At 54.8% G+C, this 14,508-nt stretch carries 15 protein-coding genes; 8 read left to right on the top strand and 7 right to left on the bottom strand.

All coding sequences use genetic code 11. The features are described 5' to 3' along the window. Positions 1-9: 9 nt before the first annotated feature. The 6 genes from fliI to VSR74_RS08555 are packed head-to-tail and all read right to left on the bottom strand — an operon-like array spanning position 10 to position 6,199. Positions 10-1,329 (bottom strand): flagellar protein export ATPase FliI, encoded by a 1,320-nt coding sequence (fliI, locus tag VSR74_RS08530; protein ID WP_347794266.1) that lies wholly within the window; start codon positions 1,327-1,329, stop codon positions 10-12. Further along, positions 1,316-2,074: a flagellar assembly protein FliH gene (fliH, locus tag VSR74_RS08535; protein ID WP_347794267.1), complete on the bottom strand. Its 759-nt coding sequence runs from the start codon at positions 2,072-2,074 to the stop codon at positions 1,316-1,318. The genes fliI and fliH overlap by 14 nt, the downstream gene beginning before the upstream one ends. A 3-nt stretch (positions 2,075-2,077) precedes the next feature. Continuing rightward, positions 2,078-3,109 (bottom strand): flagellar motor switch protein FliG, encoded by a 1,032-nt coding sequence (locus VSR74_RS08540; RefSeq protein WP_347794268.1) that lies wholly within the window; start codon positions 3,107-3,109, stop codon positions 2,078-2,080. Then, positions 3,081-4,766, bottom strand: a complete 1,686-nt coding sequence (gene fliF / locus VSR74_RS08545; RefSeq protein ID WP_411914231.1) for a flagellar basal-body MS-ring/collar protein FliF — start codon at positions 4,764-4,766, stop codon at positions 3,081-3,083. Before fliF ends, VSR74_RS08540 begins: the two co-directional genes overlap by 29 nt. A gap of 10 nt (positions 4,767-4,776) precedes the next feature. Further along, positions 4,777-5,145, bottom strand: a complete 369-nt coding sequence (fliE, locus tag VSR74_RS08550) for a flagellar hook-basal body complex protein FliE (protein WP_347794269.1) — start codon at positions 5,143-5,145, stop codon at positions 4,777-4,779. 19 nt (positions 5,146-5,164) lie between these two features. After that, positions 5,165-6,199 carry a sigma-54 interaction domain-containing protein gene (locus tag VSR74_RS08555; RefSeq protein ID WP_411914232.1) on the bottom strand — a complete coding sequence of 345 codons (1,035 nt, stop codon included), beginning with the start codon at positions 6,197-6,199 and terminating at the stop codon, positions 5,165-5,167. Between the two features lie 515 nt (positions 6,200-6,714). On the opposite strand from VSR74_RS08555, the gene VSR74_RS08560 reads away from it, so the two are divergent. Genes VSR74_RS08560 through VSR74_RS08590 form a run of 7 tightly spaced genes read left to right on the top strand, consistent with a single transcriptional unit; the run spans position 6,715 to position 13,013 of the window. Then, positions 6,715-7,596: a FliM/FliN family flagellar motor switch protein gene (locus VSR74_RS08560; RefSeq protein ID WP_347794270.1), complete on the top strand. Its 882-nt coding sequence runs from the start codon at positions 6,715-6,717 to the stop codon at positions 7,594-7,596. Further along, positions 7,589-7,987: a flagellar motor switch protein FliN gene (gene fliN / locus VSR74_RS08565; RefSeq protein ID WP_347794271.1), complete on the top strand. Its 399-nt coding sequence runs from the start codon at positions 7,589-7,591 to the stop codon at positions 7,985-7,987. Before VSR74_RS08560 ends, fliN begins: the two co-directional genes overlap by 8 nt. Further along, entirely contained in the window at positions 7,984-8,739 is a 756-nt protein-coding gene (gene fliP / locus VSR74_RS08570) for a flagellar type III secretion system pore protein FliP (protein WP_347794272.1), read from the top strand. The genes fliN and fliP overlap by 4 nt, the downstream gene beginning before the upstream one ends. A 2-nt stretch (positions 8,740-8,741) precedes the next feature. Continuing rightward, positions 8,742-9,014, top strand: coding sequence for a flagellar biosynthesis protein FliQ (gene fliQ, locus VSR74_RS08575; RefSeq protein WP_347794273.1), 273 nt, complete (start codon positions 8,742-8,744; stop codon positions 9,012-9,014). A 6-nt stretch (positions 9,015-9,020) separates the two neighbouring features. Then, on the top strand, positions 9,021-9,794 hold the full coding sequence (gene fliR, locus VSR74_RS08580) for a flagellar biosynthetic protein FliR (protein WP_347794274.1): 774 nt from the start codon (positions 9,021-9,023) through the stop codon (positions 9,792-9,794). Next, positions 9,794-10,930 carry a flagellar biosynthesis protein FlhB gene (flhB, locus tag VSR74_RS08585; protein ID WP_347794275.1) on the top strand — a complete coding sequence of 379 codons (1,137 nt, stop codon included), beginning with the start codon at positions 9,794-9,796 and terminating at the stop codon, positions 10,928-10,930. Before fliR ends, flhB begins: the two co-directional genes overlap by 1 nt. Beyond that, positions 10,917-13,013, top strand: coding sequence for a flagellar biosynthesis protein FlhA (locus VSR74_RS08590; protein ID WP_347794276.1), 2,097 nt, complete (start codon positions 10,917-10,919; stop codon positions 13,011-13,013). Before flhB ends, VSR74_RS08590 begins: the two co-directional genes overlap by 14 nt. Before the next feature lie 63 nt (positions 13,014-13,076). Here the strand turns inward: VSR74_RS08590 and VSR74_RS08595 are convergent, their stop codons facing one another. Continuing rightward, positions 13,077-14,051 (bottom strand): lysozyme inhibitor LprI family protein, encoded by a 975-nt coding sequence (locus VSR74_RS08595; protein WP_411914240.1) that lies wholly within the window; start codon positions 14,049-14,051, stop codon positions 13,077-13,079. A 183-nt stretch (positions 14,052-14,234) separates the two neighbouring features. Between VSR74_RS08595 and VSR74_RS08600 the strand changes: the two genes are divergently transcribed. Next, the gene (locus VSR74_RS08600) at positions 14,235-14,492 is read left to right on the top strand and encodes a hypothetical protein (RefSeq protein ID WP_347794278.1); all 258 of its coding nucleotides are present in this window, start codon (positions 14,235-14,237) and stop codon (positions 14,490-14,492) included. Positions 14,493-14,508 lie beyond the last annotated feature (16 nt).

Below are 14,508 nucleotides of genomic sequence, written 5' to 3' on the forward strand. Positions count from 1 at the left end.
GGTTCAGCCCTATCCTGCCTGCGCCAGCGCGCACAAATCGTCGACCACGGCGGCAATAGGCGCCGGGTTCTGCACTTCCTGCTGTAAAAATTGGTTGATGGCCGGAGATAAGCGCACGGCTCTGTCCGCCAGCGCATCCGCGCCAGCCACATATCCGCCAAGGGGGATCAATGGCTTAATGCTTTGATATTCCGCGTAAAGCTGCTTCAGGGTGCGTGCGGCAAGCTGGTGCTCGCGCGGCGTAATCTGGCTCATACAGCGGCTGATCGACTGGCCGATATCAATGGCCGGATAGTGTCCGGCTTCCGCCAGATGGCGCGAGAGGACAATGTGCCCGTCCAGTACCGCGCGGGCGCAGTCCACAATCGGATCCTGTTGATCGTCCCCCTCCGCCAGTACGGTGTAGATTGCGGTCATCGAGCCTTCGCCTTCGCTGTTGCCCGCGCTCTCAACCAGACGGGGGATCATGCCAAATGCCGACGGCGGATAGCCTTTCGTCGCGGGCGGTTCGCCAAGCGACAGGGCAATTTCACGCTGCGCCATGGCGTAGCGCGTCAGGGAGTCCACCAGCAGCAGAACGTCTTTACCTTTGTCGCGATAGTAGCTGGCGATGGTATGGCACAGTTCGGTGGCTTTAATACGCATCAATGGCGATTCATCCGCCGGGGCGGCGACAATCACCGATTTCGCCAGCCCTTCGGCCTGCAAGGCGTTTTCAATAAACTCCTTTACTTCACGCCCGCGCTCGCCAATCAGCCCGACCACCACCACTTCCGCCTGGGTGTAGCGGGTGATCATTCCCAGCAAGACACTTTTACCGACGCCGCTACCCGCCATCAGGCCGACGCGCTGGCCTTTGCCGATGGTCAGCAGGCCGTTAATCGCGCGCACGCCGACGTCCAGCGGTGAATCCACCGGCTGGCGTTTCAGGGGATGAATTTGCGGCAACTGCTGCGCCAGCGGGGTATCGCCGCCGAGTTTTCCGTTGCCATCCAGCGGCTCGCCCAGACCGTTGACCACGCGCCCGAGCCACTGATCGCCAATCATCACGCCGTCGCTTTTCCCGGCGGGAAAAACGCGCGCCCCGGCAATCAGCCCGGAAGGCTGTTTGAAGGGCATCAGATAAGTGACCTCACGGTCAAAACCGACGACCTGCGCATCCATCGTTTCACCGTCCACGCCTTCCACGTGGCAGAGCTGACCGACGGCCAGACGACAACCGACGCACTCCAGCAGAATACCGTTAACACGTACCAGCCGACCCGCGACACGCGCCAGATCGATCTGTTCAATCGACTTCAGCGCCTGTTCGAAATCAAGGCTGCTCATGGGTCGTATCCGCCAGCAGATTCTCTTTCAGCACCTCGACGCACTGGTCGAGACGGTGCTGGCAACCGACGTCCATTTCGGTGGTATCCGTCACTACGCGGCATTCGCCAGGCTCAAGCGTAGCGTCTGCCGAAAGCCCCCATTCGCGGGCTTTCTCCGGCTCAGCTTCGCTAATACGCTGAAACTCTTCGCTGTTGAGCAACACGCGCACCTGCTCTGGAGGCTGTGGCAGGCTGGTCAACGCCTCCTCCACCAGCGCCAGCAACTGCGTGGGGTGCAGCGCCAGTTCACAACGAATCACCTGGCGGGTGACTTTCTCCACCAGTTGGAGCAGCTCTTCGCGACGGCGCTGTTCGTAACTTTCCAGATAGTGCTTTACGTCGGCAGTGATGCGTTCGAACGGCGCGGCGGCGTCGATAAACTGCTGGCGCGCCTGCTGTTTACCTTCTGCCAGTCCTTTGCGCATCCCCTCGTCAAAGCCCAGACGCACGCCCTCCTGATAGCCTTCCTCTTTCCCTTCCGCCATGCCCTGGGCAAATCCCTGGTTCATGCCGTCGTGAAATCCCTCTTTCATCTGTTGCTGATATTCCGCCGGGTCGAGAGTGCGAGTGCCCTCTTCTTCAGGCGGCGTGCCGGTCTGAAGCCAGCGTTTACGCAGCGGCGGAAATTTATGCAGGCGCGGCTTCACCACCGCCTGTCGGCGTGGGGTTAAGGCATCCAATGGCAGGTTTCGGCGTTTAAACATGGCTTAATCCACCGTCTGCTCGGCAAAGAGCTGTACCTGAATCTCACCCTCTTCGGCAAGCTGGCGTACCACCTGCATGATCTCTTTACGCACCTGCTCAATGCGGCTGACCGGCACCGGCCCCAGGCGCGCGGTAGTACTTTGCAGCAGCGTCACCTGGCGTTTCGGCATCACGTTGAAAATAGCCTGACGCAGCACCGGCTCGGTGCCTTTCAATGCCACCGCCCAGTCTTCAAGCGGAATTTCATCCATCAGATGCTGCAACGTCGCTGGCGTCTGACGGCTGAGGATGTAGAACTCGTACATCTCATCTTTGAGTTCATCCACCACTTTCTCATCGCGCTCGCGCAGTTGATCCAGCAGTAGCTGCTGGTTGCTCGGAATACGGTTGACGATGTTGGCCGCGTGTTTAATGCCGACCACCTTCGAGCCATGCTCTGAGAGCACGGCGACGCCGCGATCGATCAGGCGGTCAAGCTCGTCAATGACGTCGCGGTTGATATCATCCAGACGCGCGATACGATAAATGATCTCGTCCTGACGCTCGCCTGGTAGAGCATCCAGCACGCTGGCAGCAATATCCGGCGGCAGAAACGCGAGGAATACCGCCTGAAGCTGTAAGTGCTCCTGGTCGATCAGCGCCGCCAGTTGCGGGGTATCAACCCATTGCAAACGCGCCATGCGGTAGCGAATTTCATCACCGTAGATGCCGTTGATGACGCTACGGGCGATTTCCCCGCCCAGCGCTTTCTCCAGAATACTGCGCAGATAAGTGCGCGATGCGCCGTTGATGCCGCTTTGTTCGCGGTAATCGGAGAAGAAGTTATTCATCGCCTGCCGCGCCTGATTCACCTTCACGTCATGCAGGCGCGCCATGGTTTCGCTCAGCAGAACCACCTCTTCGCGATCCATCTTACGCATGACCTGCGCGGCCGCTTCTTCACCTACGCTCAGTAGCAGGATCGCCGCCTGCTCCAGGCGGCTACGCCCGGCCTGGCTGGCATTATCATTCTGATTTGGTCGTGCTTCGCTCATTGCTGTTGATCCATTGTTTCAGTACGTCTGCTACGCGCTCGGTTTCGCTCTGCGCCAGCACCTGGAGATATTCCACCTTCGCTTCCAGACCAGAACTCTGCGGCGGCAGGTTGTCATCATTATTGAAACCAACTTTCGGCAGGCCAGCCGCCAGGCCGTCTTCCGTCGTGACCATTTCATTGGCCAGCAACACCTGGTCTTTGTGGGCTTCGCTATCAATCGCCACAAGTTCACGGCGGCTAAAGCGCTGCGCCAGCGGGCGCACGCCAAACAGTAAGGTGAGCAGCGCCAGCAAGGCGATGCCGCCGTTCTGCCCCCAGAATTGCGTCGCCGGATCCTGCCACCATTTCAGTTCAGGCATCACCTGGCTTTCCGGTGCGGTAAAGGCCAGCACGTCCATCGTCAGCACATCGCCGCGCGATTTCTCAATACCGGCGGCGCTTTCCACCAGACGCGTCATTGAGGCGAGTTGTTCCGGCGTGATTTTCGCCAGCGCAGGCGCCGTCTGGTTCAGGGCAACGGCGACGTTAAGTTTTTCCAGCTTGTAAGCCGGGTGGCGGATGTGGCGAATATCGCGGTCAAAAGCATATTTACGCTGCTGTTGGCTGCGGCTGGAAAGCGAACGCGGGTCGGAACCGGTCGTCGTTGTGGCATTGGCTTCAGGCTGCGCGCCTGCGGCCTGATTTGCTGCCGCTTCCGGCGCCTGATTCACCGGGCGATTGCTTAGGGAGCCCGGAATGCCGAACGCCATCTCATTGGTGGTGTTTTCCGAGGAGAGTTGTTCATCGCTGATGCGCGGGTCTTTCCCCAGACGTTCCTGGGTCTCTTCCACGCGGCTCAAATTCACATCGGGCGCTACACTTATCCGGAAATTGCCCGCGCCGACCAGCGAGGTCAGCAGGCTGGCTATATTCTGGCTGGTATCCGCGCGGATACGCTGCACCGCGTCATTACCGGCGCGATTGCCTGCCAGTGCGCCATCCGGCCCTTCGATCCCCGCAGACAACAAATTGCCCTCCTGGTCGACAACGCGCACGTTCGCAGGCTGCATGCCCGGAACGCTGCCCGCCACCAGTTGTACAATCGAGCCGACCTGCTGTTCATCAAGCTGTTTGCCGTAGCGCAGTTGCACCATCACCGAAGCGCTGCTGCCTGGTTTATTGGCGAGGACAAAAGAGCTGGCTTCGCTGATCCCCAGATGCACACGGGCGTTTTCCACCGCATCCAGCGCCATAATGCTTTTCGCCAGCTCGCCTTCCATGCTGCGCTTGTAGCGCACATTCTGGATAAACTGGCTGCTGCCGAGCATCTCTTCTTTGTCCATCAGCTCATAGCCATCCGGCGTCACTGCGCTGATGCCTTTGGCCGCCAGCGCCATGCGCGCCTGAGACAGTTTGCTTTCGCTGACCAGAATCTGGCCGTTGTCCGGGTTAATGCGATAAGGGATGGTTTCCGCCCCCAGCACCTCAACCACCTGAGCAACCGGCAGATGCTCCTGCGAGCCATACAGGGCGACATAGCCCTGATTGCGGTTCCACAGGGAGAGTACGATGGCGAGCGCCAGCACGCCGCCGCCAACAATGGCCAGCAGTTGCGTTTTGTTCAGCCCGGAGGGCAATGACATAGCGGGAAGACGAGATTTGATCTTGTTTAACACGATAAAAACCTTAGAGCGGAGTATTCATCACTTCGTCCAGCGCGCTGGTGAGTTTATTGCGCACCTGCATCATGGCTGAGAAGGCTACGCTTGCTTTCTGACTTTCGATCATCGCACCGGCTAAATCGTCGCTTTGACCCATTTCGATAGCTTTTTGCTTCGCGCCAGCGCTGTGCTGCACAGCATCGACGTTGTCGATAGCGTGATTCAGCACCTGGCCGAAAGAGAGACGTTCGCTGGCAGCAAAAGTTGTACTGGCGGGTTGAATCGCCGCCTGACTCTCAAGCGAGCCGGCTCCGGCCAGCGCGGCGGTCTGCTGCATGCGGCTCAGAATTTCAAGCTGCGTGGCATTCACGCCTGTTGCATTTATTACATCCATGACTCAATCCTTCCTGGCTTCAGGAGTAACACTCAAAATCGATGCCTTCATCGCGCATTGAGGCGAGGCGATAACGCAGGGCGCGCGGGGTGATACCTAAAAATTCGGCCGTTTTCGACTTATTGCCTTTATGGCGCTTCAGCAGGTCGATGATGTACTGATACTCCGCCAGGCGACCATGCAGCTTGACGTCGCGGATCGCCGATGCGCCGCTATTATCCTGTTCGCGGTAAGCAGGCATCATATCGATGGCGGGCGTTTCCGGCAGTCTGACGCGAGCGACCAGGCCAAAATCTGCCGCACTCACCTCTTCACTGTTGCTTAAAATCATCCCGCGCTGGATAACGTTTTCCAGCTCACGCACATTGCCCGGCCAGTCGTAGCCCAGCAGTGCGGCGCGGGCATCGTCGCTCAGGCGCAGATTGCCTTTGTGGAAGGCGCGGTACTTGGCGATAAAACGCTGGGCCAGCGGCAAAATATCCTGTTTGCGTTCACGCAGCGGCGTAATATGAATTGGCACTACCGAGATACGATAAAAGAGATCCTGACGAAAACGCCCTTCGGCAATTTCCTGCTGCAAATCTTTATTGGTGGAAGCTATCAGGCGAATATCCAGCGGAATGCGTTTATGGCTACCAAGGCGTTCCACCTCTTGTTCCTGTAATACGCGCAGTAATTTCGCCTGTAGCGCCAACGGCATATCGCCAATTTCATCAAGCAATAACGTGCCGCCATTTGCCTGTTCAAATTTACCGGCGACGCTTGCGACTGCGCCGGTAAACGCGCCTTTTTCGTAGCCGAATAAAATCGCCTCCAGCATACTTTCCGGAATCGCGGCGCAGTTGACCCCAACATAAGGGGAATCACTACCACAGGCATGTTCGTGTATATATTTCGCTACGCACTCTTTGCCCGTTCCTGTTTCACCAGTAATAAGCACTGAAACATTATAGTTAGCAACACGGCGGGCCAACGACATGACGTTAACGCTGGCTGGAGAAACGGCGATAAAACCGTTTTCATTGCGTTCTTCACGCTCAATGATAATGCTCATCAGGAGTACCAACAGAAAGAACAGAATTAAAATAATGGACTGCAAAACCTTTATTAACCACATCACCAAAAAATTACCAAACAACATAAATAATAAAACAAAAACGAAATGTTAATAAAGATAAGTAGTTTGTTATACTTTCTTAAACTTACGCCATCCAGGAAAGTGAGCGCAGTATAGCGAGGGGGTAGGAATTGTCTTGTTTTTAATGGGTATTAAAACTTTAATCTATACTTATCAAGTAGTTATAAAAAACATTAATCACGTCAAATAGCGATAAATAATAGATTAATAACTCATACACGCTTGCAAATAATAGCCTACAATTGTCTAATCACTGTCCCTGATAAATGGTATACGCACCTTCGCCTCGCGAAGCCCCCGATGTTGTAGTAGAGCGACACGAGTTTTTCAAAACTCAAATGCTCCCGGAAGTTTTTTTTCGATAGCACGGCTCCGTGTAGGCAAAAATGCTATTGCTCATTTTTTATTAATACAGTGAACCCGGAATAACCATGTACTCAGTTTCACCGCGAATCAGAATCCATCATCACGATGATTTGCCCGATCTCGTTAAACCGGAGATCAGCAAACTTGGTCGCCCGTGGCATAAGCTACCAAGGCTGATGAATGACAGCTTTGATATTCTTGATGCCAGACTGAGTATCTACTTTTTGAAAAAGCTCCGGGTTAATGCCGCGTTAAAATCGATGACCTTTGCGATAGATCAACACTATAAAAATGCGCAAATTTTCTCGACCCCCTTTGGCAATATTGCTTTCGTGATTGACCGTATTCTGCTGCTCAATATTCTTCATGATTATTATGGCCTGAGCAAAGACAGTAATCATGTTGTCCCCGATGAGACATTGCCGGTAACAAAAACAGAAGAGCGTCTGAAGAGTAAACTCGGCCTGGAATTAACCTCGCTGGTCATCAGTAAAGAGACCTTCGGTGAAGACCTCGATATTAAAGTCGATTACTCCACGGTGATAAGCCTGTGGTCATGGTGTATCACCTTTACGCTTGAAGGTTATGACCACGGCAGCTTTACGGTATTGCTTGACCATCGTCACGTTGACCAGATGCTGGCGTCGTTGCGTTCGCCGGAAGGCAATCAGGCCAGCGCACCGAGCACCCCGTTAAGCCCGGCGCAAATTGAGCGTCTGTTTGAGACGCTGCCGCTCAGGCTTAATGGCCGCTTAGCCAGCCTGAACCTCACCGTCGCGCAAATCGCCGACATTAAACCCGGGGATATTATTCCCATCGCCGTCAATGAACCTTTGCCGGTATTTATCGGCAAAGAGCAGATTTTTGAAGCGGCTATTGCAGAAGATCGCAGCAAGTTGTTCTTGTGCGATATCTATGACAAAACAACCGAGAAACACTATGAGTGATTTGCAACACGAGCTGAGTCAGTCGCTCGATCTGGACGACCTGAACCTCAGCGATATGCCACAGGAAGAGACCGTTGAAGGCAATATTCGCCTCGATTTACAGCAGGAAACCCGCTCTGCGCCAATGACGGATATGCGCAAAATGGCACTGTTCCGCCGCATTCCTGTCACCCTGACGCTGGAAGTCGCTTCCGTTGATATTTCGCTGGCGGAACTGATGACCGTGAACAGCGATTCGGTCATTGAACTGGATAAAATGGCCGGCGAACCGCTGGACATCAAGGTAAACGGCATTCTGTTCGGCAAGGCTGAAGTGGTGGTGCTCAACGATAAATACGGCCTGCGCATTATCGAGTTTAACGCCAAAGAACTTGGTGAGTTGACGCGATGAAACCGCCGTTTTACAGAAGCGGCATCGCCCTGTTGCTGCTCCTGGGCCTGCTGTTTGCCCAGCCGGTGCTGGCGGCAAATGGCGATGTCACCCTCTTCAGCACCACAACGACGCAGGCAGGCCAGGATTACAACGTTAAGATTGAAATTCTGATCCTGATGACCCTGCTCGGCCTGCTGCCGATCATGGTGCTGATGATGACCTGCTTCACCCGCTTTATCATCGTGCTGGCGATTCTGCGCCAGGCGCTGGGGTTGCAGCAGAGTCCGCCGAACAAAATCCTCACCGGGATCGCCCTGGCGCTGACGCTGCTGGTGATGCGCCCGGTGTGGACGACTATCTATGATGAGGCCATCACCCCGTTTCAGAATGATGAAATAACCCTGAAACAGGCGCTGGCGAAGGCGGAAGCGCCGCTGAAGAAATATATGCTGGCGCAGACCAGCAATAAAGCGATGGCGCAGATGATGGGCATTGCAGGCGTTGAGGGCGATGCGCGTGAACAGGATTTAACCGTTGTCACGCCCGCCTATTTGCTGAGCGAGCTGAAAACCGCCTTCCAGATTGGCTTTATGATTTACATTCCCTTCCTGGTGATTGACCTGATCGTCGCCAGCGTGCTGATGGCGATGGGGATGATGATGCTCTCGCCGCTTATCGTTTCGCTGCCCTTTAAGCTGATGCTGTTCGTGCTCTGCGACGGCTGGACGCTGATTGTCGGCACTTTAACCTCCAGCGTGCAGGGGCTTTAGCGATGATGAATATGGATACCGCCGGCGACATTATGGCTTCCGGCATTCATCTGGTGCTGCTTATCTCCGCCGTGGCGATTGTGCCCAGCCTGATTGTCGGGCTGTGCGTCAGTATTTTCCAGGCCACCACCCAGATTAACGAACAGACCCTGAGCTTCCTGCCGCGACTGGTGGTAACGCTGGGGGTGCTGATTTTTGCCGGCAAGTGGATGCTGACGCAACTGGTGGACTTCACGACGCAAATCTTTCAGCAGGCGGCGGGGCTGGTAGGTTAACGCGCCATGGGAATCGACATTCAGGCGCTGCTGACGCCATTAATGGCGCTGGTGCTGCCCTTTATTCGCATCCTCGCCTTCCTGCAGTTTGCGCCCGTTCTGGATAACAAGGCGTTTTCCCGTCGGGTAAAAATCGCTACTGCGCTGGCGCTGTCGGTGATTATTACGCCAATGCTGCCGAACAACGTCGTCCTGAGCGAACTGCTGTCGCTGCGCACCCTCCTGCTGATTGGCGAGCAACTGTTATGGGGCATTCTGTTTGCCAGCGCGCTGCAACTGGTGTTTGTCACCCTGCAAACCGCCGGACACATTCTGTCGATGAATATGGGTCTGGGGATGGCGATGATGAATGACCCGATCAACGGCAACTCCACCACCGTGATTTCGCAGATTATCTATGTCTTCTGCGGTCTGCTGTTTTTTATTATGGATGGGCATCTGCTGCTGGTGACGATTCTGTTTAAGGGTTTCAGCTACTGGCCCATCGGCCAGGCTATCAACCAACCGACGCTGCTGCTTATCGCCCAGGGGCTGGGCTGGATCATGGCCTCCGCGACGCTTATCGCCCTGCCCACCACCTTTGTGATGCTGATCGTGCAGGGCGGTTTTGGCCTGCTTAACCGCGTTTCGCCAACCTTAAACCTGTTCTCCCTTGGTTTTCCAATCAGCATGCTGTTCGGGCTGCTCTGTATTTCGATGCTGGTGACTAACATTCCCGATCACTATCTCAATCTGACCAATGAAATTCTGGCGAAGCTCGACGCCATAAGGGTGCATTAATGGCCTCCTCCAGCGGCGATAAAAGCGAAAAACCTACCGCAGGGAAACTGCGTAAAGCGCGCGATAAGGGGGATATTCCCCGTTCGAAAGACCTCACCATGGCGGTGGGTCTGGTGGCGTCATTTTTCACCCTGGCCGCGTTCCTGCCCTACTATCGTCAGTTGATTGGCGAGTCGTTTATTGCCGTGGGCGAGATGGGAGCGAAAATTGACGATCCCGGCGCTATCAATCAGTTTCTGCTGCTGAATGTCTGGATACTGATACGGTTTATCGCCACCCTGATACCGATCCCCGTCGCCTGCGTTATTGCAAGCCTGGTTCCCGGCGGCTGGATCTTTACGCCCTCAAAGTTGAAGCCAGATTTTAAAAAGCTGTCGCCAATAAGCGGCCTGAAGCGGATGTTCTCCGCCAGTCACTATACGGATGTCGGCAAGATGATGCTAAAATGCGGCATTATCCTCGCCGTTATCTACACGATGGTGCATGACTCCATGCATGAGTTACTGCATCTTCAGCGCCTCTACTTACACCAGGCGATCACCCAAGGTTTCGCCATTTTTCATCACGTTGTGACCTGGTTCATTGCTGTTATCGTCATTTTTGCCCTGCTCGATGTGCCACTGAGCAAGTTTATGTTCACGCGAAAAATGCGCATGACGAAACAGGAAGTGAAGGAAGAACATAAAAACAACGACGGCAACCCACAGATTAAGGGGCGAATCCGCCAGCTTCAGCGCCAGATGGCGATGGGGCAAATCAGCCGTACCGTTCCTGAAGCGGATGTGATTATCACCAACCCGACCCACTACGCGGTAGCACTCAAATATGACCCACAGAAAGCGGAAGCGCCCTATATCGTGGCGAAAGGCATCGACGACGTCGCGCTGTGGATCCGTGAAGTCGGCTGCGCCAACAATATCGAAGTGGTGGAGTTTCCCCCCCTGGCGCGCGCGGTGTACTACACCACGCGCGTGAATCAGCAAATTCCGGCGCCGCTGTTCCGCGCCATCGCCCACGTTCTGACCTATGTGATGCAGTTGAAATCCTGGCGCGCAGGCAGCGTGGAGCAAAAACCCCGTTTGAACCGGCAGATAGCAATCCCTCAGGAGGTATTAAAAGCCAATGGCGAACAGTAAATTGCGCAATGCGCTCGGCGTGATCCGTCAGGGGCACATCGGCGTACCAATCCTGCTTCTTTGCGTGCTGGCAATGGTGATTCTGCCGCTGTCGCCGTTGATGCTGGATATCTTCTTCACCTTCAACATCGTACTGGCGGTGATCGTGCTGCTGGTATCGGTCAACATGCAGCGTCCGCTCGATTTTGCCATCTTCCCGACGCTTTTGCTTATCACCACGTTGATGCGTTTGACCCTGAACGTCGCCTCTACGCGCGTGGTGTTGCTGCACGGCCATGAAGGCGAAGGCGCAGCCGGTAAGGTGATTGAAGCCTTTGGCCAGGTGGTGATTGGCGGCGACTTCGTCGTCGGCTTCGTGGTGTTTATCATCCTGATGATCATCAACTTTGTGGTGGTCACTAAAGGCGCTGAGCGTATCTCGGAAGTCTCCGCGCGCTTTACCCTTGATGCCCTGCCGGGTAAACAGATGGCGATCGACGCCGATCTGAATGCCGGTTTGATTAATCAGCAACAGGCGCGCGCCCGTCGTCAGGAAGTGGCGAAAGAGGCTGACTTCTACGGTTCAATGGACGGCGCGTCGAAGTTTGTTCGCGGCGACGCCATCGCCGGGATCATGGTGCTTATCATCAACGTGATCGGTGGGATCTGTATCGGTATCTTCAAATACGATCTCGATGCCGGTCACGCATTTCGTCAATATGTCCTGCTGACCATCGGTGATGGCCTGGTCGCGCAGATCCCCTCACTGCTGTTAGCTACCGCCGCGGCGATTATCGTCACCCGCGTCAGCGAAGGCACGGATGTCAGCGACGAAATCAAAACCCAGTTGTTGTCAAAACCGAAGGTGCTCTACACCGCCGCCTTCGTGATGTTTATTCTCGCCATCGTGCCGGGCATGCCGCACATCGCCTTCCTGAGCTTTACGGCCCTGCTGCTGTTCGCCGCCTGGCGACAGAGTAAAGTTGTTCAGCCCGCACAGCCCGAAAGCGAGATGGATGCGCTCTCTGAAGTTCTGGCTCCGGATGAGACGCAGGCAATCAGTTGGGACAGCATTCCGCTGGTCGAGCCCATCGGCCTGAACCTGGGCTACAAGCTGGTGACGATGGTGGATGATGCCAAAGGTAGCCCACTGTCGCAGCGTATCCGCGGCGTGCGGCAGGTGATTTCCGAACACTGCGGCGTGCTGCTGCCGGAAATTCGCGTGCGGGAAAACTTCCGCCTGAAACCCGCGCAATATGCGATACATATTAACGGTATTCGTACCGCGCTGGGGGAAGTGCATGCGGAAAAACTGATGGCGATCCCCGGTGCGGAACTCTACGGTGAGATCGACGGCGTGCTGGATACCGATCCCGCTTACGGCATGGCCATTGTCTGGATCGACGCTGAACAAAAAGCCAAAGCGCTGAATCTGGGGTATCAGGTGGTGGACTGCGCAAGCGTCGTCGCCACCCACGTAAACAAAGTCGCCCGTGAACATCTGCCGGATCTGTTTAACTACGACGATATCACGCATCTGCACGCCCGCCTGGCGCAGCAGGCGCCAAAACTGGCGGAGGATCTGAATGCCGCGCTCAACTACAGTCAGTTGCTGCGCATCTATCGCCAGCTTCTGCTGGAACAGGTATCGCTGAAGGATATTGTCACCATCGCCTCGACGCTGCTGGAGAGCGCGGCGGTGACGAAAGACCCGGTACTGCTGACCTCAGATGTGCGTTTTGCGCTGCGTCGGGCAATCATCCACAACATCAACGCCGACCGTCCGCAACTGGTGGCATATACCATTGATAGCCAACTGGAGAATATGCTGCTGGGTGCGCTTAATCAGGCGCAGCAGGCGGGGAAAGTGGCGCTGGACAGCTTCCCGGTAGATCCGAATATTTTGACCCAGTTACAGAACACCATGCCGATGATCTACGAGCAGATGAAGGCGAAAAGTCTGCCGCCTCTGCTGTTGGTGACACCGCAGTTGCGCCCGGTTATCTCACGTTATGGGCGGCTCTTTGCCCGCGGGCTGCATGTGCTTTCCTACAATGAAGTGCCGGATGATGCGGATTTGAATGTGGTGGGCACGCTGGGGTAATCCTGGTACTCGCGCCCGGTAACGCTGCGCTTACCGGGCCTGTTCTTTACTGTGGCTCAGGGGCTACTTATCCATAAACCGGAGCTTCCACCCGGCTATGGTGCGCGGCATGGTGCGCAAGTCATTCCCTTTGGTACTGAAATAGCTCAGTACCAGTTTGCCGTTTTTATCCGGCGCGACCCGTGCCGCCCAGATATCGCTTTTGGTGTACATCACAATAGCCGTCTGACGATTGGCCGCGCCGCGTACCCACATGGAGACAACCGTCGCTCCAATATTATCGATATCATCCTGATAAATATAAACATTCGCCGTATCAACAAACTTTTGATAATCGTCGCCGACCAGCACGCGGAATCGTTCATCCATCTTCGGGTCGGCGAAAACCGCCAGCGACAACAGGGTCGCTTTTGGCCGCGGGTCGGTATCGGAGCGCATATAGCGGCCATCAATAAATGCCCCGCTCGGCATCGAAAGCCCACAGCTCCAGTCGGCGTTGCTGAATACCTGAATCGCACCGCTTTTGCGTGGAATAAACAACAGGCGGCAGTTACTGGTGTCGGCAATGCGTTCAACCAACGCCATACCATATATTTTGCGGGCTTCTGCGGTGAACTCGTCTTTATTCAGCCCTGACCATACGCGTATATCCGTGGTAACTGACCACTCCGCACTACGGCTGAACTGAATGGTGCCGCCGCTCATATTGGACACGCTGGTATTCCACCAGCGCCCTTCCCAGTCGAAATCCGTTGCAACGTCAGAAATGGTGCTAATACCTTCGTAATAGGCGCGTTCAATGCAGTTATCGGTGGTGCAATTTTCCAGCGACGCTTCCCATTCGGCGTAGCGCTGTTGAACATCGCGGGCATTGCCTCTTACCAGCATAGTGCGATAAATGACGCTCATCGTGCTGTCCAGCCAGTGCAGGTTATCGTTGCTACAAATGGTATTTTCCAGCGGCGTCGACGCGCGCAGACAGTTCACCGCAAAGGCGCTGGTAGAAAAAAACGTAAGGGTCAGCAATAAGCAATTAATCGCACGACTAATCATTTTGTGTGTTCTTTAACCAAAAAGGTCGGTCATTTTGGCGAATACCGCATTTATTTGCAATAAGTCACATATATTAATTTATCAGACAAATAGAAATATCAGTCATTTAAGTCCTCCCTTCCCTTTACCGCTTATTGAAGTATGTACTTTTTATTGGAACGTTATGTTATGAAAATTGATAGTAGTAATTACACGCTTTCGGTACTTTCTGCCACGCTTCAACAAGATGATACTCACCGCAAACCACTCGGCATCATACGAAACAGCGGCCAGTCCAGCCCACAAAGCGGTTACTGGCAACTTTCCAGCGAGGCGATTTCCGCCGTCGTTAATTTAAATAAAGGTGAGATGATGCCTTATTATCAGGGAAAGCCGGTTCAATGGACGTTGATAGAATATGATATGAGTAAAGAGATGGAGATTTAATTGCTGCCGGCCAGAG

It is taken from the genome of Pseudocitrobacter cyperus (genome assembly GCF_039889165.1).
GTDB classification, from domain to species: domain Bacteria; phylum Pseudomonadota; class Gammaproteobacteria; order Enterobacterales; family Enterobacteriaceae; genus Pseudocitrobacter; species Pseudocitrobacter cyperus.